This is a genomic window from Mucilaginibacter aquariorum (genome assembly GCF_024498135.1).
Classification (GTDB): Bacteria; Bacteroidota; Bacteroidia; order Sphingobacteriales; family Sphingobacteriaceae; genus Mucilaginibacter; species Mucilaginibacter aquariorum.
The window spans coordinates 2445565-2465743 of sequence record NZ_JANHOH010000001.1 but is presented as its reverse complement, the minus strand read 5'-3'; the positions used below and the strand labels follow the sequence as shown (position 1 = coordinate 2465743).

19 protein-coding genes are annotated in these 20179 nt (G+C 42.3%); 10 read left to right on the top strand and 9 right to left on the bottom strand.

The genetic code is table 11. The features are described 5' to 3' along the window. Window positions 1–10 precede the first annotated feature (10 nt). Complete coding sequence (locus NPE20_RS10810) at window positions 11–628, top strand: DUF4142 domain-containing protein (RefSeq protein ID WP_256538636.1); 618 nt, start codon at window positions 11–13, stop codon at window positions 626–628. 186 nt (window positions 629–814) lie between these two features. On the opposite strand, the gene NPE20_RS10805 is transcribed toward NPE20_RS10810, so the two are convergent. Further along, complete coding sequence (locus NPE20_RS10805; RefSeq protein ID WP_256538635.1) at window positions 815–2734, bottom strand: glucosamine-6-phosphate deaminase; 1920 nt, start codon at window positions 2732–2734, stop codon at window positions 815–817. Between the two features lie 456 nt (window positions 2735–3190). Here NPE20_RS10805 and NPE20_RS10800 point away from each other — a divergent pair, with 456 nt between their 5' ends. The 4 genes from NPE20_RS10800 to NPE20_RS10785 all read left to right on the top strand — a co-directional run bounded on the left by NPE20_RS10800 (window position 3191) and on the right by NPE20_RS10785 (window position 7134). Continuing rightward, window positions 3191–3865: a hypothetical protein gene (locus NPE20_RS10800; RefSeq protein WP_256538634.1), complete on the top strand. Its 675-nt coding sequence runs from the start codon at window positions 3191–3193 to the stop codon at window positions 3863–3865. Between the two features lie 106 nt (window positions 3866–3971). Then, on the top strand, window positions 3972–5867 hold the full coding sequence (locus NPE20_RS10795; protein ID WP_256538633.1) for a DNA topoisomerase IV subunit B: 1896 nt from the start codon (window positions 3972–3974) through the stop codon (window positions 5865–5867). A gap of 113 nt (window positions 5868–5980) precedes the next feature. After that, the gene (locus NPE20_RS10790; RefSeq protein ID WP_256538632.1) at window positions 5981–6478 is read left to right on the top strand and encodes a cytidine deaminase; all 498 of its coding nucleotides are present in this window, start codon (window positions 5981–5983) and stop codon (window positions 6476–6478) included. Further along, a complete protein-coding gene (locus tag NPE20_RS10785) occupies window positions 6475–7134 on the top strand; it encodes a GDSL-type esterase/lipase family protein (RefSeq protein ID WP_256538631.1) in 660 nt (219 codons plus the stop codon). The genes NPE20_RS10790 and NPE20_RS10785 overlap by 4 nt, the downstream gene beginning before the upstream one ends. A gap of 98 nt (window positions 7135–7232) precedes the next feature. On the opposite strand, the gene NPE20_RS10780 is transcribed toward NPE20_RS10785, so the two are convergent. Next, entirely contained in the window at window positions 7233–7658 is a 426-nt protein-coding gene (locus NPE20_RS10780; protein WP_256538630.1) for a nuclear transport factor 2 family protein, read from the bottom strand. Between the two features lie 168 nt (window positions 7659–7826). On the opposite strand from NPE20_RS10780, the gene NPE20_RS10775 reads away from it, so the two are divergent. Beyond that, window positions 7827–8342, top strand: a complete 516-nt coding sequence (locus NPE20_RS10775; protein WP_256538629.1) for a YdeI/OmpD-associated family protein — start codon at window positions 7827–7829, stop codon at window positions 8340–8342. A gap of 28 nt (window positions 8343–8370) precedes the next feature. Here the strand turns inward: NPE20_RS10775 and NPE20_RS10770 are convergent, their stop codons facing one another. Further along, on the bottom strand, window positions 8371–8904 hold the full coding sequence (locus NPE20_RS10770; protein ID WP_256538628.1) for a hypothetical protein: 534 nt from the start codon (window positions 8902–8904) through the stop codon (window positions 8371–8373). Between the two features lie 134 nt (window positions 8905–9038). On the opposite strand from NPE20_RS10770, the gene NPE20_RS10765 reads away from it, so the two are divergent. Beyond that, entirely contained in the window at window positions 9039–11924 is a 2886-nt protein-coding gene (locus NPE20_RS10765; protein ID WP_256538627.1) for a DNA gyrase/topoisomerase IV subunit A, read from the top strand. A gap of 13 nt (window positions 11925–11937) precedes the next feature. Next, window positions 11938–13782, top strand: coding sequence for a glycoside hydrolase family 35 protein (locus tag NPE20_RS10760; RefSeq protein WP_256538626.1), 1845 nt, complete (start codon window positions 11938–11940; stop codon window positions 13780–13782). A 71-nt stretch (window positions 13783–13853) separates the two neighbouring features. Here NPE20_RS10760 and NPE20_RS10755 read toward each other — a convergent pair whose 3' ends face one another. The 6 genes from NPE20_RS10755 to NPE20_RS10730 all read right to left on the bottom strand — a co-directional run bounded on the left by NPE20_RS10755 (window position 13854) and on the right by NPE20_RS10730 (window position 18586). Further along, a complete protein-coding gene (locus NPE20_RS10755; protein WP_256538625.1) occupies window positions 13854–14192 on the bottom strand; it encodes a hypothetical protein in 339 nt (112 codons plus the stop codon). A gap of 84 nt (window positions 14193–14276) precedes the next feature. Continuing rightward, complete coding sequence (locus tag NPE20_RS10750; RefSeq protein WP_256538624.1) at window positions 14277–15143, bottom strand: aldose 1-epimerase family protein; 867 nt, start codon at window positions 15141–15143, stop codon at window positions 14277–14279. Window positions 15144–15302: 159 nt separating this feature from the next. Beyond that, on the bottom strand, window positions 15303–16106 hold the full coding sequence (locus tag NPE20_RS10745) for a 5'-nucleotidase, lipoprotein e(P4) family (RefSeq protein ID WP_256538623.1): 804 nt from the start codon (window positions 16104–16106) through the stop codon (window positions 15303–15305). A gap of 16 nt (window positions 16107–16122) precedes the next feature. After that, the gene (gene msrA / locus NPE20_RS10740; RefSeq protein ID WP_256538622.1) at window positions 16123–16668 is read right to left on the bottom strand and encodes a peptide-methionine (S)-S-oxide reductase MsrA; all 546 of its coding nucleotides are present in this window, start codon (window positions 16666–16668) and stop codon (window positions 16123–16125) included. A gap of 94 nt (window positions 16669–16762) precedes the next feature. Further along, window positions 16763–17512 carry a LytR/AlgR family response regulator transcription factor gene (locus NPE20_RS10735; RefSeq protein ID WP_256538621.1) on the bottom strand — a complete coding sequence of 250 codons (750 nt, stop codon included), beginning with the start codon at window positions 17510–17512 and terminating at the stop codon, window positions 16763–16765. 3 nt (window positions 17513–17515) lie between these two features. Further along, window positions 17516–18586, bottom strand: a complete 1071-nt coding sequence (locus NPE20_RS10730) for a sensor histidine kinase (RefSeq protein ID WP_256538620.1) — start codon at window positions 18584–18586, stop codon at window positions 17516–17518. Window positions 18587–18877: 291 nt separating this feature from the next. On the opposite strand from NPE20_RS10730, the gene NPE20_RS10725 reads away from it, so the two are divergent. Together NPE20_RS10725 and NPE20_RS10720 are read left to right on the top strand one after the other, a co-directional pair. Beyond that, window positions 18878–19261 carry a T9SS type A sorting domain-containing protein gene (locus NPE20_RS10725; RefSeq protein ID WP_256538619.1) on the top strand — a complete coding sequence of 128 codons (384 nt, stop codon included), beginning with the start codon at window positions 18878–18880 and terminating at the stop codon, window positions 19259–19261. A gap of 366 nt (window positions 19262–19627) precedes the next feature. Continuing rightward, window positions 19628–20146, top strand: coding sequence for a hypothetical protein (locus NPE20_RS10720; RefSeq protein WP_256538618.1), 519 nt, complete (start codon window positions 19628–19630; stop codon window positions 20144–20146). The last annotated feature ends 33 nt before the right edge of the window (window positions 20147–20179 follow it).

Below are 20179 nucleotides of genomic sequence, written 5' to 3'. Positions count from 1 at the left end.
GACTAACGCCATGAAAAACGTATTGAAATTTTTATCAGGGATAGTGATCATCGCTGCGGCATCCTGCAGTGGCAATGGTAGCAAAAGTACTGCCGATAGCGATAGTACGGCAAATTATAGCAGCAATAGTACAGACGCTGCAATCGACAGTAATAAAAAAGAGTTAAAAGCCAAAGATTCTACTGAAGTAAAGGCCGATTACGAATATGCGGTAAAAGCTGCAAACGGTGGTATGATGGAAGTTGAATTAGGTAAGCTTGCACAGCAAAAAGCCATTACACCGCAAGTATTAGCGTTTGGTAAAATGATGGTAACTGATCATTCAAAAGCTAATACCGAACTTAAAGGAATTGCTGCTGCCAAGTTTATTACTTTACCTGCAATTTTATCTAATGACCTTCAGAAGGATTATGATGATATGGCAAAATTAGGTAAGGCTGAGTTTGAAAAAGCATATACCGACTATATGGTGAAAGATCATAAAGAGGATATAGAAGAGTTTCAAAAAGAAGCTAAGGATGGCAAGGATACAGTGTTAAAAGCATTTGCTGCAAAGCATGTACCCATATTACAACACCATTTGGAAATGGCACAGAACGCCAGCGATGTGGTAAAGAATAAGAAATAAATGAGACCCGACGCAGAGACGCGATACTTCGCGTCTTTGTGAGCTTGCATGGCAGAGACGCAAAGTATTGTGTCTCTACATTAAAAAAACTACGTCATTTCTCCTCGTACCTCGTTCGAAATGACGTAGTTTGTAAGATAAAAAAGGCCGCAATTTGCGACCTTTTTTATCTTAAGGGATAGTATGTTAGTAATGATACCTTACAAAAGCTTCCATGGCAGCATATTCGGCCATACCAAGTTTGTCATAACTCTGCGCGGTCTCGCGGTTCCTGTCCTCGGCACGTACCCAAAACTCTCTTGCATCATCCCCGGGAAATACCGGCCGGTCCTTTTGCGACTGATGCTTAAATATAGCGTTGCGCTTGCGTAACACTTCGGCAGGCGAAAGGGGCACCGCCATTTCAATTTCATGAGTTGGGAACTCCTGCCATGCACCACGGTACATCCACAGCCAGCAATCCTTTACCCATGCCTCAGTCTCGCGCAGGCGGCGTAAAGCAGCCAGAACGATGTTGAAGCAAACCACATGCGTGCCATGCGGATCCGCAAAATCGCCCGCGGCAAAAACCTGCTGCGGTTTCACCGCCTGTAAAAGCTCCATGGTTAAACGCACATCCTCTTCGCCAACCGAATTTTTCTTGGTTTTGCCCGTTTCGTAAAATGGCAGCGCCTGGAAATGGATATTGCTATCCGGCAACCCCGCAAAACGGGCACCCGAGATAGCCTCTGTTTTGCGGATAAACCCTTTCACATCCAAAATCTCCGGCGTATCTATCTGGTTGGGCAGCTTGGTATCAATAAATCGGCGCATGTCTTCATAAATGCCCTGCAATTTGGCAGTATCCTCGCCTATACTGTGTTTAAAATCAATAGCGAACTCCATGTACCGTAATACATCATCATCCCACACAGCGGTATTGCCCGATGTTTGATAGGCTACATGCACATCATGCCCCTGGTCAACCAAACGGATGAATGTACCACCCATCGAGATTACATCATCATCCGGATGCGGAGAAAAGATCACCGAACGTTTGCTTGCAGGCTCAGCACGTTCCGGGCGCTGACTGTCATCAGCCCCGGGTTTGCCGCCCGGCCAACCTGTAATGGTATGTTGTACCTGGTTAAAAATGTCAATATTGATTTGGTAAACCGGCCCCTGTTCTACGGCCAGCTGGGCCATACCATGGCCGTTGTAATCCTCTTCAGTAAGCTTCAGGATGGGTTTACCTACCTCGCCCGAAAGCCAGATCACCGCTTTCTTTTTCAAACTGTTATTCCAAACACAGTCAGATACCAACCAGGGCGTATCAAAGCGAGTAAGGCCCGAAGCCGCGTCTTTATCCAGCACAAACTCTACGTTATCAGAAAGCTGCAGGAATGTGGCCGGCACTTCGCCAGAGATCTCACCCTCTACCGCTTTACGAACTATAGGCGCTTTCTTGGCGCTCCAGGCCATCAGGATAATTTCGCGGGCTTTGAAAATGGTACCCACACCCATGGTGATGGCTTTGGTAGGTACATTCTGTTTACCCCCAAAATCACGCGAAGCATCATTACGGGTAAGGTCATCAAGGGTTACCAGGCGCGTACCCGAGTTTGGCGCAGAGCCCGGCTCGTTAAAACCTATGTGACCGGTACGGCCTATACCTAATATCTGCAGATCTAATCCCCCCAGTTCTTCTATCTGTCTTTCGTATTCTAAACAAAACGCGGCAACCTTGTCCTGCGGCAGCGTACCATCAGGGATGTGAACCAATGATTTGTCTATATCTACATGATCAAAAAGGTTCTCGTTCATGAAGGTCACGTAGCTTTGTACAGCATCGGGCTTCATGGGATAATACTCATCCAGGTTAAAGGTGATGACACCTTTAAAAGACAAGCCTTCTTCCTTATGTAAGCGAATTAACTCGGCGTAAACTTGTATCGGTGTAACACCCGTTGCCAATCCCAGGGTTGTTGGCTCGCCGGCTGCTTGTTTCTTACGAATGAGCGTAGCAATCCTTGCAGCCACCGCCAGTGATGCGATACGCTGATCTGCATACACCGTTACCGGCAGCTTCTCGTATCGCGTCTCTTCTAATAAATTTAATCTTGCCATAATTAGGTTTATATATGTTTATCTTCTCAAAAATCAGTGCAAAAAAAATCCTCACCGAAGCGAGGATTTAAACCAATTAACATAAAATTTAACTCCCCATGTGAGGATAACAAGTATGAATATTTTAATGATCTGTCGTTCATTATTACGCAAACTTAATAAACATAAGTTTAAAAATCAAAATACTTTTTAAAATATTTTAAAAAGATTAAAATTTAGAGCCTTGGCGCTGCAGGTCGTTACTGCTGCAATTGCTTAGGTTGCTAAATATGCCCCTATCTATCATCAAACTAATGGCTATCATGCTGATATTAAATTGATTAAGGCGTGTTTGTATACCCATTATTATCTAAATGTTTATTTTTTAAATTTATATTATAATTTAATTTTATTTATGTTAAAAATCATTTAAATTCGTTCATCAATTTTAACATTACCTGATTAATTGGCGCTATTTTGAAGCAATTTAAACAAATATTACTTACGGGAATATTGTTACTTTGTATTGCACCTACACTATTTGTAGAAGCGCAAAAACGACCTGTTAAAATTAAAAAACCACTACCCGTTAAGCTTGTAACAAAGCCGGTTATCGTCAGTGCCCAACTAAAAAACTTTCAGCAGTTAAACGCGCAGGCTAACGTAACCTTTAATTTTCCAAAGGGGTTCAGAGAGATACCCGCACCCGATAATGAAGATCTTTCATTCGACTATGCCATGGAAATGCCGGGCAAAGAGTTTGAGATCTGGTTCCAGGTTAAATCACAAAAAGAGAATTATGCCAGTTATCTGCGGTCAATAGGTGATCAGAGTACGATGCAGGCTAATCCCGATTCGTTATACCTGGGCATGGGTACGGCGCACGCCATAGCATTTACCGGCGACCGGAATTTTTTAACCCGCAGTATCCCTCCAAAAATTTTAGCGCGATATAACGCAGATGCAGGCAAATCTTACCTGTTAACCCTGCTTGATTTGCCGGTAACCAAACACTACAAATACGCATTGCTAATAACACTGCAAAAAGACCGTACAGGTACTATACTTGCAGTGTGTTTTGCAAACGAAAAAGGCCCCGAGTTTTTTAAAAACATGGATAAGGCCAGCACCTGCATAAAATTTAAGCCCTAAGCGTTGCGAATGTTAATAAGTTGGCACATTTAAGTATTAATTTAAGTGGCATAAATTTATTTTTGCATTCGGGCTATATCAGCACCAAAAAACATTTGATTTTAACATGGCAGAAACAGTAAATTATGATGATGATAGTATCCGGTCGCTCGATTGGAAGGAACACATCCGTTTAAGGCCGGGTATGTACATTGGTAAGCTGGGCGATGGCTCTGCTTATGACGATGGCGTATATGTGTTGCTTAAAGAAATCATCGATAACTCGATAGATGAGTTTGTGATGGGATCGGGCCGGACAATAGAAGTGAACATGAGCGATCATAAAGTATCTGTGAGGGATTACGGCCGTGGTATCCCCCTGGGTAAAGTTATTGATTGCGTATCTAAAATAAATACTGGTGGTAAGTATGATAGTAAGGCCTTCCAAAAATCGGTTGGGTTAAATGGTGTGGGTACAAAAGCGGTTAACGCGCTTTCTAATTCCTTCACCGTACAGTCATATCGTGATGGCCGCACAAAAATTGCCGAGTTTGAAAAAGGCGAACTGATACGTGATGAACCGGAAAAGGAAACATCGCAGCGTAACGGTACAGCTATCAATTTTATTCCCGACGATAGCATTTTTCGCCATTACCGCTTTATACCCGAGTTTGTTGAGAACATGATATGGAACTATGTGTTCCTTAATGCTGGTTTAACATTAAACTTTAACGGGCAAAAATATCTTTCGGAACGCGGGTTGTACGATCTGCTGGTGCGCAATGCCGATGCCGAGAACCTGCGCTATCCTATCATCCACCTAAAAGGCGAGGATATAGAAATAGCCATGACACATGGCCAATCGTACGGTGAAGAATATTACTCATTTGTGAACGGGCAGCATACTACACAAGGCGGCACGCATCAGGCAGCTTTTCGCGAGGCGGTTGTAAAAACCATCCGCGAATTTTACAAAAAAGAGTTCGACGCATCTGATATCCGTGCATCAATTGTAGCGGCTATCGCGATAAAGGTACAGGAGCCGGTTTTTGAATCGCAAACCAAAACTAAGTTAGGTTCGCAAAATATTGCCCCGGATGGCCCATCGGTTCGTGGGTTTATTAACGATTTCCTGAAAAAGGAACTGGACAACTATCTGCACAAAAACCCGGCTACTGCGGATGCTTTGCTAAAAAGGATCCTGCAATCTGAACGGGAGCGTAAGGATATTGCAGGCATCAAAAAATTAGCAAATGATCGCGCCAAAAAAGCATCGTTACATAACCGCAAGCTACGCGATTGCAAACTGCATTTTGATGATAACCACGAACGCAAGCAGGAAACCACCCTGTTTATCACCGAGGGTGATTCGGCAAGCGGATCTATCACCAAATCGCGGGATGTGCAAACTCAGGCGGTGTTTAGCTTAAAGGGTAAACCGCTGAATTGTTTTGGACTTACAAAAAAGGTTGTTTACGAGAACGAAGAATTTAACCTGTTGCAGCATGCCTTAAACATTGAAGATGGTATTGATGGACTGCGTTATAACAATATTGTTGTTGCTACCGATGCCGATGTGGATGGTATGCACATCCGCTTGTTATTGATGACCTTCTTCCTGCAGTTTTTCCCTGACCTGGTGAAAGCAGGACACGTATCTATCCTGCAAACGCCATTATTTAGGGTACGTAATAAAAAGGAAACTATTTATTGCTATAGCGATGAGGAACGCCGCAATGCCATAGCCAAATTAGGTGTTAAGCCCGAGATAACCCGCTTTAAAGGTTTGGGAGAGATCTCGCCGGATGAGTTTGGATTATTTATTGGTAAAGACATTAGGCTTGACCCTGTGTTTTTGAAAGATGCCAATATCAAAGCTTTGCTTGAATATTTTATGGGTAAGAATACACCCACCCGCCAGCAACACATTGTAAATAATTTACGTGTAGAAAAGGACGACGAAAGCGTAAACCCAACAATTGCGGTGGATATTGATGAAGAGGAATTGCCGGTAGCTGTGTAATTTGATATTAAAGGAATAACCACTATATTGTATCCCCCAATCTTTTTAGGTTGGGGGATTTTTATTTATAAACTAAAAAGAACCCTCTCCTTTGGAGAGGGCAGGGTGAGGCCATGACAGAACACGAAATAAAAATAGCTTTCAAAGAATACGATAGTATAGAAGAATTAACTGCCGCTGATAAAGCTTTATGTACCGAAGCGGTTAAGGCGTTAGCCACCTCGCACTCGCCTTATTCAAAATTTAGAGTAGGTGTAGCTTTGCAATTACAAAGCGGCAAAATACTGCATGGCAGTAACCAGGAAAACGTAGCATATCCATCGGGCCTGTGTGCCGAGCGGGTTGCTTTATTTAATTGGGGCGCTAACCATGCCGGCGACCCAATTGTGAGTATGGCCGTAACAGCACATACCGATGATTTCCCGTTATTGAAACCCGTAACATCATGCGGCGCGTGCCTTCAGGTAATGGCCGAATGTGAGAAAATGCAAAACCACCCTCTAAGGATGTTGTTATATTGCATCGATGGCCCGGTATGGGTGATAAATGGTATACAAAGCTTAATGCCCTTTATGTTTTTTGAAGAACGTTTAGTACAGCAACCGTTATGAAATTAAGGATCCTTTTATTTTTTGTTTTAACTACTATTGGTATAAGTGCCCAGGCACAGCAAGGTTTTCCGTTTGATAACGAGATCCGCGACTTTAAACACCAGGACAGTCTGCAAATGCCTGCCCGGAACGGTATCTTGTTCATCGGTAGCTCATCTATTCGTAAATGGACAGACCTTGAACAACGGTTCAGCGATAAGCGTATCATCAGGTGCGGTGTTGGTGGCTGTACAATAGAGCAGCTGGCAGATTATTATACACCCTATATTATGTATCCCTATCATCCGCGAAAAATATTCATCTATGCGGGTGAGAACGATATCGCCGAAGGCAAAACAGGAAAATTTACCGCCCGCGAATTTTATAAGCTTTGGGCCCTGATCAAACAAAACCTGCCCAATGCCGAGATCTATTTTATGGCTATAAAACCAAGCCCAAGCCGTGCAAAGTTTCTCCCTCAAGTAAAAATAGCCAACGCGTTAGTGAAGGATTTTATAAAGAAAAGAAAGAAAACGCATTATGTTGATGTGGCATCGGCGATATTAGACCCCGTTACCAAACAACCCGATACCTCATTGTTTGAAAGTGATATGCTGCACTTGAACAGTAAAGGGTATGATAAGTGGCAAACCGTGTTACAGCCGTTCGTAAAATAGAATTTCTTAAACCTCTCTCCTTTGTGGAAGGCGGGGGGCTTAAAACTAGAAAGGCCCCGGTTGCCCGGAGCCAATCACACTCAAACACTAAAATTTAATTATTTAAATACGCTATAAACATTGGTTATTTTCCAGGCACCGCCGGTATTGGCAACGGTTACATAATTGCTTCGGGTAAAGTCTTCAAATTTCATATCTACTCTTATTACGGCCATATCAGAATTGCTTTCAATAACCTCGGTGCTGGTTGAGCATTGTTGCTGAATGTTTTTTTCTCCCTCCAGGTAGTCGGTCATCTCTTTTTTGGTAAAACTCATAATGGTTTTGCCACGTAATATGCTAAACTTAGCACAGGGGTCAATAACCTGGCTTAAGTTCTCAATTCTACCAAGAGTCATGGCGTCCAGGTAAGTGTTAATGGCGTGGGTTTTTGTTAATTTAATTTCGGGTACATCGTTGGCTTTTACAAAGCTACAGGTAACAAGGAGTGCAAGGGCAAGGGTTACTGATTTTAAGGTTTTCATGATCGTTGAATTAAGGTTATAATTAATTTGTATATCTAGTTGCAACCGATCAGTTAATTCGTATGTGTATAAGATGCAAGCAGATCTGGAATAGTTACACTTTGAAATGTTAAATTTTGCGTTTTAACAAACATTTAACATTTGCCGCTCAATAATATATATTTGGCCATGGTTGATTTCAATACCATTATCTTACAATTTGGGGAACAGGGCGATAAAACCGGCTGGACTTATATTGAGGTACCTGCCGATATTGCCCAACAAATATTACCCGATAACAAGAGATCGTTTAGGGTGCGCGGGCTGCTGGATAACCTTCCTATCGCGGGGGTGTCGTTATTGCCAATTGGCGAGGGGAATTTTATGATGGCATTACGCCAGGAAATTCGCAAGGGCATCCGCAAAGAGCGTGGCGCTATACTGCGTGTGCAGTTAGAACATGATAAAGATTTTAAAATAGAAATGCCCGAAGACCTGCAGGAGTGTTTTGATTTTGAGCAGCCCGAAGCGTTTGCATATTTCAACAGCCTGGCTAAATCGCACCAGGGATATTTTATCAAATGGATAACAGATGCCAAAACGTTAGAAACCCGTGCCAATAGGATAGCCAAAACTATAAACGCTGCCCTGCGCCGGATGGATTATGGGGCAATGCTGCGCGAACAAAAAAAGCTGAGAGAATAAAGAAGCCCAGATGAACCGGGCTCTTTTACTACTTTGCTTGCGGGGCATAGTGTCGGCTGTAGTCAACCCATTTTATTAGTTTGCCGTTCTTTAATTGAATATCGTTATACATTTGCAAGGAATCGGTTTTACCTTTTTCGTTTTGCCATTTTTGTTTGTACCAAAGGCTTACCCATTCTTCACTTTTATCTTTAGAAATAACCGATTCCCAGTCATCCATACTAATTTGCAGGTTTTTATACATGCCGGCTTCGTGCATTACAGCCTGTAAGAAATCTGATTTTTTACCTTTAAACTCACCACCTTCATAAAACACCTGTACCGTATCGCCAAGAATGTTCTTCATTGCGTTTGAATCGGCTTTTTCAAAAGCTTTCATGGCGCTTAATGCCGTTTGCAAATTGCCCTGGTCAGGATTGATCTCCCATTTACGGTCTACTTTTAAAGCGTATGGCAAATTTAAAACGGTATCTGATTTTTCTGCAGATGAATCGGCAGTTGGTTTACTTTGGCATGCAACAATTAGCAACGGCGCCAGCAATAGCAGGTGAATTTTCTTCATGATTGCAGAGGTTTATAGTTTATTATAAATATAGTGGGAAAACATCGTATTTGTGTATAAAATCTGCATATCTGCACATCCGCATATCTGCACATTTCTCTATCTTTACCAATCCATAATTTTTTAGCTACAGAATGAGTGAAGATCTAAACAATCCTGATATTCCTGCAAATAACGAAGACAATATACTTCATAAAGTTACTTCTCTTGATGGGCTGTACGAGAACTGGTTCCTTGATTATGCATCATATGTAATACTTGACCGTGCCGTTCCGCATATAAATGATGGTTTAAAACCGGTACAACGCCGTATCCTGCACTCGCTTAAAGAAATGGACGACGGGCGTTTTAACAAAGCGGCCAATGTTATTGGTAACACCATGAAATATCACCCGCACGGGGATGCTTCTATTGGTGATGCTATGGTGCAGATAGGTCAGAAAAACCTGCTGATAGATTGCCAGGGTAACTGGGGCGACCCGATAACCGGCGATTCGGCAGCAGCCCCGCGTTATATTGAGGCGCGCCTTTCAAAATTCGCGCTTGATGTTGTTTTTAATCCGGATACCACCGTTTGGCAGGCCAGCTACGATGGCCGTAACAAAGAGCCTATTACATTGCCGGTTAAGTTCCCGTTATTATTAGCGCAGGGCGCCGAGGGTATTGCCGTAGGTTTGGCTACTAAGATATTACCGCACAACTTTATTGAACTGTTAGATGCATCTATAGCGGTTTTAAAAGGCGACAGGCCCAACCTGCTGCCCGACTTCCCGACAGGGGGTATGGCAGATGCTTCGGCGTATAACGAAGGCCAGCGTGGTGGTAAGATAAGGGTAAGGGCTAAAATAGTAGAGCGCGATAAAAAAACACTCACAATTACCGAGATCCCATTTACCACTACCACCGGCAGCTTAATAGATAGTGTGATATCTGCTAATGATAAGGGTAAGATCAAGATAAAAAAGATAGAGGATAACACCGCCCAGCATGTAGAGATAGTTATCCACCTGGCACCGGGTATCTCGCCTGATGTTACTATCGATGCACTTTACGCCTTTACAGATTGCGAAGTTTCCATATCACCAAATACCTGTGTAATACAGGCCGATAAGCCGCGCTTTATGAGCGTAAATGATATGCTTACCGAAAGCACCTTCTTTACCAAGGAGCTGCTTAAGCAGGAACTGGAGATCAAGTTGCGGGAACTGATGGAGAAGATCTTCTTCAGCTCGTTGCTGAAAATATTTATCCAGGAGGGTATGTACAAGCACCCCGACTACGAGCAATCGTCAGATTTTGAAGGCGTATTGGTGGTATTGAACAGGTTGTTTGAACCGTTCTTCCCACAATTTTATCGTACTATACTGCCCGAGGATTATAAGAAGCTGATTGATAAACCAATGAGCAGCATCACCCGTTTCGATGTAAAGAAAACGGATGAGCAGATAAAAGCACTGGAAGCAGAAATAAAAACGGTTAAAAACCATTTAAAACACCTTACCGATTATACCATTGCCTGGTTTGAGAAACTGAAAGAGAAATACGGTAAAGACCGTGGCCGTAAAACCGAGCTGCGCACCTTTGATAGGGTAGAAGCCGCACAGGTAGCTTTAGCCAACGTAAAACTTTATGTAAATCGCGAAGATGGTTTCATAGGTTCGGGATTAAAGAAAGATGAGTTTGTTTGCGATTGCTCGGATATCGACGAGATAATTGTTTTCCGTGGTGATGGCAAATTTATTGTAACCAAGGTGCAGGACAAGGTTTTTGTGGGCAAGGATATTGAGCACGTTGCGGTATTCAAAAAGAACGACGAGCGCACCGTTTACAACATGATATATAAGGACGGGCAAAGCGGCATAAGCTATATCAAGCGTTTTTCGGTAACGGGCGTAACCCGCGATAAGGAGTACGACCTTACCAAAGGCAGCAAAGGCTCTAAAACATTGTATTTTACCGCCAATCCTAACGGCGAGGCCGAGATAGTAAACATTCAATTGAAGCCACATGCTAAATTGAAGAAGCTTCAGTTTGATGAAGATTTTGCAGCCTTAGCTATAAAAGGACGTAACTCTATCGGTAATATGGTAACCAAGTATCCCATTAAAAAGGTGATACTAAAGACCAAAGGAGTATCTACCCTTGCAGGTCGTAAGATCTGGTATGATGATATTCTTAAACGCCTTAATGCTGACGGCCGTGGTAAATACCTGGGCGAGTTTGATGGCGACGACCGTGTACTAAATGTATTAAGCAATGGTAATTACGAATTAACCAGTTTCGACCTTAATAATCACTTTGATGATAAGATGATCGTTATTGAAAAATACGATCCGGCTAAAGTATTTGCCGTGGTACATTACGATGGCAAGTCGAAAAATTACATGGTGAAACGTTTTGTGTTCGAGAATACGGTTATTGGTAAACAAACCAGTATCATTAGTGACGAAAACGGTTCTAAACTGGTATTAATATCAGGTGCGGCACAACCCGTAGTGAAAGTAGAGCAGTTGAAAGGCAAAACGCTGATCCCCGAAGTTGTAGACCTGAACCTTACCGATTTGATAGATGTAAAAGGCATGAAAGCTATGGGGAACCGTTTATCTGTTCACCAGGTAAAAAGCGTGGAGCTGATAGCCGAACATGATGATGCAGAGGATGTACCAGACCCGGCACCAGATTCTGTTGATGATACCGAAATTGTTATTACCGGCGAAGATAAGGAAGTAGCGGATACCGCACCGGCAGCACCAATAGTGGCTGCCCCGCAATCTGAGCCAAAAAATCCCGTTATAGAGCAGGAAAAACCAGTTGCAGAGAAACCAGCGCCAGCACCTGCGAGGCCTGCTGAACCGACAAAATCGGTGGAACCGCCAGCCGAATCAGTGAAATCATCTGAAGAAAAATCAGTGGAATCAAAAGGCGAACAGGTGAAATCACCAAAGAAAAAAGTTGATTTCGAAATAACCAACCCCGATGATATTGATATAGACGATAAAGGGCAGCTGGGATTATTTTAATGTTGAGAGAGCTATGTTGAAAAGGATACTAATTTATTGCACCCTGTTTTTTGGCGGCATTGTGTTCAGTAATGCCCAAACTGTAAATCACACATTCGCCCTGGGCGATAGCACCTTTTTGCTGGATGGCAAGCCCCTGCAAATGATATCCGGCGAGATGCACTATACCCGCATCCCGCGCGAATACTGGCGCGAACGAATGAAAATGGCGAAAGCCATGGGCTTAAATACCATCGGAACATATGTGTTCTGGAATGCGCACGAGCCTGTACAAGGCAAGTATGACTTTACGGGGAATAACGATATAGCCGAATTTGTGCGTGTAGCCAAAGAAGAAGGCCTTTGGGTGGTTTTGCGCCCAAGCCCTTACGTATGTGCCGAGTGGGAATTTGGCGGCTATCCGTGGTGGTTGCTAAAGGATAGGAACCTTAAAGTACGCAGTAAGGATCCCGGTTTTATTAATGCCTACCAAAACTACATGATGGAAGTAGGAAAACAGCTTGCCCCGCTACAGATAAACCATGGCGGCAATATCCTGATGGTGCAGATAGAGAACGAATATGGTTCTTTCAGCAACGATAAGGAGTACCTGGCCCAGAACGAAAAGATTTTCCGTGAAGCGGGTTTTGACGGTTTATTGTTTACCTGCGATGGTCCCTCACAAATGCCTGCGGGTTATTTGCCGGGCTTTTTACCTGCTGTAAATGGCGAGGATAACCCTGCAAAAGTGAAAGAGCTTGTTAATAAATATCATAATGGTAAAGGTCCGTATTATATAGCAGAATGGTACCCGGGCTGGTTTGATAGCTGGGGTAAACCACACAGTGGTAGCAATGCTGACGAGGATGCCAAAAAGCTGGATGAGGTTTTATCCGCAGGTATTTCCATTAATATGTACATGTTTCATGGTGGTACCACGCGCGATTTTATGAACGGTGCCAATATGAGTCGTACCGAAGCTTATGCACCGCAAACATCAAGTTATGATTATGATGCCCCGCTGGATGAAGCCGGTAATCCCACACCAAAATATTATAAGCTTAGGGCAATAATTGCCAAACACCTGCCAGAAGGCGAACACCTGCCCCAAGTGCCCGAAAAGAAGCGCCGCACATTTGGTTTAGAGGTGATCAAATTTAGCGGCGTGGCTAACCTGTTCAGTAATTTGGGTAAACCAATAGAATCAGAAAAACCATTGAGTTTTGAAGATATTGACCAGGGCTACGGTTTTGTGTTATACCGCACCACATTAGCCAATGCGGCAAGCGGTTTGCTCAAAATAAAAGAGCTGAGAGATTATGCTACGGTTTACTTAAACGGTAAGCGCATTAGTGTTTTAGACAGGCGTTTAAAACAAGATTCCCTGCAACTGGATAGCCCGACGCCAAATAGTGTGTTAGATATTTTGGTTGAGAATAACGGCCGGATAAATTACGGGCCATATCTTATTGATAACCGCCAGGGAATAACCGATAAGGTAACACTGCACGGACAAGAACTTTTAGGCTGGAAAATGTACCAGTTTCCGTTTGCTACAGCAACCGGGTTCAAATATTTGCCCGCACAAAACGAAGGCGATTTACAACCTTCTTTATACCGAGGCACATTCTCGTTACGTGGCTTAGTTGATACCTATTTGGATATGAAGGGTTTTGGTAAAGGTTTTGTTTTTATAAACGGCCACAACCTGGGTAAATACTGGAACATTGGCCCACAGCAAACCTTATATGTGCCGGCCGCCTGGTTAAAGAAAGGTATTAACGAAGTAGTGGTGTTCGACCAGTTGAAAGGCGGCCATACAGAACTATCAACTTTTGATCATCCTGTTTTAAAAGAGGTAGGCCCGCCAACACCTTAACGGATTTATAACAAAAAAGAGGCACCATTTTGGCGCCTCTTTTTTCGCAAGTGTTTTTTTGTATGTTTTAATTACAAGATCAGGATCAATACTAAAATGATGATGATAATTGCACCAATAGAAAGGTAAATACCACCGCCGCCCATGGCTTGTGCTTCTTGCTTAAGTTCTTTTAATTCAGATTTTAATTCTTTCTTTTCTGCTTTGTTCAACTGAGATTTGTCCATTGCTTTTATCTCTTCAACACGCGTCTTTATCTCTTCAACACGGGCTACTCTCTGCTCTTTGGTCATGTTGGCAGCAGCTTCTTTATAAACATCTTTCTTGTCAGTAAATGTTGCAGCATTACTGTTAAAGGCAGCTACAGTAAGTAGCATTGTCATAGCAATTAGATAGATTTTCTTTTTCATAGTTGTGTTGTTATATGTAAGTATTTTAGTGATAAGCTTAAAAACAATTCAAATGTTTTAAAAAATATATAAAATAATCAACTTTCATATGCTGATGTAAAAAGATGCCTCAAAAACATGGCCTACAACGGTTTTTTGTATATTTTCTTTCACAGTAATATCTTTGGGTTCACCAGCCGAATCTGCACAACCCAGCCATGGTTCAATGCATACAAAATCGGCACCAGGTTTAGCCCAAAGCCCCAGGTAATTAAAATGCGGAAACTCAACCGATAGTGTTTGGTTGTGTTTATCACTCTTAATGGTTACCATGCGCGATTGTAAATTCTTAAAAACCAATGCGTCCCCGGCAAATAATTCGCGGGTTAGGTAGAGTCTTTTATTAGGTGTAGCCACAGGATGCTTTTCGCCACTGAACAGGCCATCAGCATTTAGCACATGAGTTTCCAGCTTCTCTTGTGTTTCAAACTCCAGGTAGTAATCCTCATAATTTTCGCCTGCGTTAAACGGTACATTAAACGCGGGGTGCCCGCCTACCGAAAAGTAAACCGGTTTTGTGTCTCGATTGATCAGCTTATACGTTACCCGCAGCGCGTTTTCAATCAGTGTATACAATACCTGAAAATCGAATTTATAAGGGAATACAGCCAGCGTTTTCTCGCAGTGCGGTAACGAGAAACCAGCGTGTGCATCGTCACTATCCAACAGAATAAAATCCGACTGCCTTGCAAAGCCGTGCCTGTTCATGCTGTAGGTTTTGCCGTCAACATGTAGTTCATTGTTCAGTAACCCGCCAACAATAGGGAACAGGTTTGGCGCATGGTAGCCCCAAACATTAGGGTCGGCCTGCCAGAGTTGTTCAACACCAGTTTCTTTATTATATAATGAAGTTAGCTGCGCGCCTTTGGCATCAATGGTAACTTTCAGAAATTCATTCTCAAGGGTGGTCATGCGTTGTGAGGTTTAAAGGATTATCAACAAACAAGTTTGCGGAGTGTTTCTTTTTGTATAAAAATAGGAAAAAAAGCCTCACCTAAATCCTCTCCAAAGGAGAGGATTTTAAAAATAACTTTTACGCCCTATCCTTTGGAGAGGGGCGGGGGTGAGGCCCTACTGCTTATCTACCTTAATCTTCGCCCTGATGATCGAATCCTTTTGTGCGCCGATTAGCTTGTAGTTGTAATTAAACAAAGCGCCCTCAAAATCACCATAAGATACATTAGGTATCACAATGTACTTACTGCCAAATTCTTTTTTCAATTGCTCGGTAGCCGCCTGTCTGTTGGGCTCGGCAGGTTTATTATCGTATAGCATATCAAAATCGGGCAGATTATCGCCGCAAAGCAACACAATATTATAATTCTTCAATACTTGCTGGCGGCGGGTTTCTTTGCTGGACGATGTTTGCCTTAACAGCACATGCTCGTTATCGGTGTTAGGTAAGTTGTATCGCTGCAAGTTTTTAATCGTGCCCGCACGTTCATCTTCATCACGATTGGTGATATAAAAAACCGCCACACCCTTTGACGCCGCGTATTTAAAAAATGCAGGAGCCCCGGGTACGGTATCTGCCTCGGCTTTGGCTGTCCATGCTTTCCAGGTGGCCAGGCTGTATTCTTCGTTTTTTGCAGCACGCATGGCATCGTACGGGCTGTTATCTAAAACTGTTTCATCAATATCCGTAACTAAGGCCAGTGGTTTGCCACCCGGGTTTTTTAGTGCCTCATCCAGGCGTAGTTTAGCAATGTTATAAGCCTGGAAACATAATGCTTTATACTCTGCCGACCGTTGCTGCCAAAGTGAAGCCCAAACTTTGCCATTGTTAGCAATAGATGTGCTTTCGATTTTTTTTGGGGTGGAACAGGCGGCCAATAATAGGGTACCTGCCAGCAGGACGGTTAATGATCTCTTCATTTAAATATTTACCCGGTTATAAAAGTTCGGGCTTTACTTTATCAGTAAATTCTTTTACAAACTTATTTAATTTGGGCTGTATCACAAAGGCGCAATACGGCTTCATGGGGTTATCATTGTAATAATTTTGATGAGAATCTTCGGCCTTGTAAAACTCACTTACCGGGGTAACTTCGGTTACAATTGGTTTATCATAAACTTTCTCTTCGGTTAGTTTCCGGATCATCTCTTCCGATCGTTGCTTTTGCTCATCGGTATGGTAAAATATGGCCGAACGGTATTGCGTGCCTACATCATTACCCTGGCGGTTAAGCGTAGTTGGATTGTGTGTTTTAAAAAAAACCAGCAACAGTTCATCCAATGATAGTACATCAGCATCAAATTCTACCTCTAAAGCTTCTGCATGGCCGGTATCGCCATTACAAATTTCCATATAGGTTGGTTTTTTTGTATGCCCGCCCGTATAGCCGGATGTTACTGATATTACGCCCTTTACCGACTGGAAGATAGCTTCGGTGCACCAAAAGCAGCCGTTGCCAAATGTTATTTTCTGAATATTCATAGTTATCTTATAAACGAATAGAATATTAATTTGGTTTACGCTTAAATACATGCCGGAGAGTTATGGCAGTTTAATTACTTTCTCGTCCTACGGGTTACACCCACTTACTCAAAAACTTACCGAACTCCTCTTTGTACTGGTCGCCTACGGTAATATTTATTTTGCCAATTTGAAGTGCATTACGGGTGATGGAGTTTATTTTATCGAGCGATACAATATACGAGCGGTGCACGCGCATAAAACGCTTGGCGGGTAGCTTTTCTTCCAGGGCTTTCAGGCTGCTGAGGGTCAGGATGGCTTTCTCGGTATTTTTCAGGAAGATCTTTACATAATCCTTCAGGCTTTCCATGTACAAAATATCATTAAGGGCAATGCGCACTAACTGATACTCTACCTTTACAAACAGGTAATCATCTTCCACACGTTCGGGGGCTGCCGGTTCTGCGGCGGGTTGAGCATTTGATTTTTGCAGTAACTCTGCATAAGCCAAAGCTTTGTTTGATGCATGCAAAAACTCTTCGTAGTTGAAAGGTTTCAGCAGGTAATCCAGCGCGTCTACCTTATATCCTTCCAAAGCAAACTGGTTATAAGCTGTAGTGAAAATGATGCGGGGTTTGTTTGGCCCGCGGCTGTCCAATACCCGGGCAAGCTCGATGCCGTTAAGGTTTGGCATTTGTATATCCAAAAATATGAGGTCTACTTTATGCTCCTGTAACCCACTCAAAGCCTCCACCGCACTGCTGTAGCGGCCAACCAAATTCAGGAAAGGCGTTTGCTCAATAAAAGCACAGATCAGCCCAAGGGCTAAAGGCTCGTCATCAACAGCTATGCAATTTATAGTCATATGTTACAGCTGAATGGTTAAGTTAACAATATACATATTTCCTTCGCCGGTATCATCAACCTTTAAAGTGTATTTGCCGGGGTAAAGCAGATCTAACCTGCGGATAGTATTATTGAGGCCAATACCCTGGTTCTCTTCTATGCTGTCCTGAGTTTTATATATGCTGTTCTTTACTGTTAAATTCACCTTATTGTCATCCTGCTCAATAATAACATCAATGGTGCTGGGCTGGGTATCACTTATGCCGTGTTTAAAAGCATTTTCTACAAAAGTGAGGAACAGCATTGGTGCCACCGCAAAATCTTTTAAAGGGCTTGGGCTGCTGAAATTCACTGTTACTTTGTCGGTAAGCCTTAATTGCATCAGGCTAATATAATCTTTAATAAAAGCTATCTCCTGGCTTAACAGGGCGGTGCTGTTTTGGGTATCGTAAAGCACATATCGCATCATCCGCGATAGCTGATGCAGGGCAGTACGCGATGTTTCTACGTTGACTACCGTAAGCGCGTATATGTTATTTAGGGTATTAAAAAAGAAATGCGGGTTTATCTGCGCTTTTAAAAAGGATAGCTCCGAACTGATCTTTTCCTGCTCCATTTCCTGATGGCGTTGTTTGTCGCGCTGCCAGATCTGGGTAGTGGTGATGCTGGTGCTTATGCCCAATACCAATGCCGATATAGCCAGTGTAAGAATATCATAGCCATGCTTGCCCTTGATGCTTTGTAATGAGTTCTTTTTCTTCATAAACGCTTCGTAGAAAAGGCGTGGAAGTTCAAGATAGTTATCGATCCAACTGGTGAGTACCATTATAACGGCTATGACCAACGCTATCAGTAAAAAATAAATACCTGTACGGTTCTTCAGTAAAAACCTGGGGACTAACGTATAGGCATTTAAGTAGTAGGCGGCTATCAGCAGGAAGAAAATAAATACCTGCTTTATCCAAAATTGACAAGGTACCTCAATATTCCACCCAAGGGGCTGATTAAATAGCAGTACTATACCCAACACTATCCATATAAGGGTTTGAATAAGGATGTTAACCAATGTGCTTTTAGATCTTTGAAATATCATTCCCTTTAGGTTTAATGGACAGGTTATCACAATATTACAAATGCTGCGGTCAATATGCCAATAAAATCTACAGGCAATCAAAGTTTACCGATGAGCAGGCGTTTTTACCGGTTGGGGTTAAGCTTTAACCCTACAATTCCCTTAATTCGGCTTTCGCAGAACAAAAACGGGCTTCCGTCTATTTGTCGCTGCCGCTGGTCTATCGCGTTTTTTTAGTAATGTAAACAGCTGTTTCTTTGAGCATTGAAAGTTCATAACAAAATTTAAAAACATAATTAAAACGAAAAGATCATGAAAAAGTCATTCACATTAGCAGCATTATTATTAGTATTAAGTACAGGTTTATTTGCAGCCACACCAGCCAAAAGTATTGTTAATAACAACGACGATGCAAACAGCGCTATAGTTGTACAGGCCATGCGTACCGCTTTAGGTTTCGGCATTAGTATACAACAAACCACGGCAGCTGGTTCGGTTATTATTACCGATAAAAACAACCAGGTGATACTGAATGATAAATTGGCAAAAGGCAAAACGATAGAAAAAGCTTACAACCTTTCTGAACTGGAAACAGGGGATTACTCGGTTACCGTTAATGCCAACAACACATCAATTACTAAACAATTGCATGTTTACCAGGAGTACGGTAACAAAGCATATGTGTTTTTACAATAAAAGCACCCATTAATAAGTAAATGCCCATGCATAAGCATGGGCATTTTTTTTAACGGTTAAAAATGCCTTTACATCTATGTTTTTTATGTGCCGGTCTATCGCTTTTTTATATGGATGAATAAAATACTTACTTGTACCAATATAAAATTTTAGGCATGGGAACACGGAGGTTTCTTTTGTGAGATTTAGTTAACCTCTGTGCTCTTCGTGCTTTTTGAGTTTGTGTTTATGATTGGAAATTAATGACTGGTTGTTTCGCACGTGTATAATTTTGTGCTCTTTAATTAAAACAAATGTATGTAAAATGCGTTTGAGTGCTGTACAGCCTACAGAAGTACATTTTTATTAATTAACATTTATACATCTATGAAATTTATCAAAACATTATTTTTATCGGCCCTGGCATTAGGAACAATTACATTTAGCTCATGCACAAAAGATGGAGATGTACCAGTAATTCCGGAAGCTGCGGTGACAGCCAAAATTGACGGTACCTTAACAGAATTTAATACCAATATGCTGGCAACAACCAACGAAGCTGGTGCTGCTACTGTTACCAGTATACAAGGCACCGATGCTAAAGGGAATAAAATATCAATATCGGTAATTGGCGCATTAACAGCCGGACAAACCTACACTTCAGGGGGCGCTGCTGATCCCAATAAACCAACAATTTTATTGTTAACAGCCAGTAATGAAAGCTATTTGAACGACGATAGTATTGCTGCAAATGCGGTAAGTGTTACTATTACAGCTGCTTCTTCAACCAACGTACAAGGTACGTTTAAGGGCAATCTTGCAACAGTAGCAGCCGGCGGCGGTGCGGTAAAAACTAAAGCTGTAACCGAGGGCAAATTTAACGTAGCGCTCAATACTAATAAATAAAACATTGCCACTTGATGGCAAATACTTAATAAA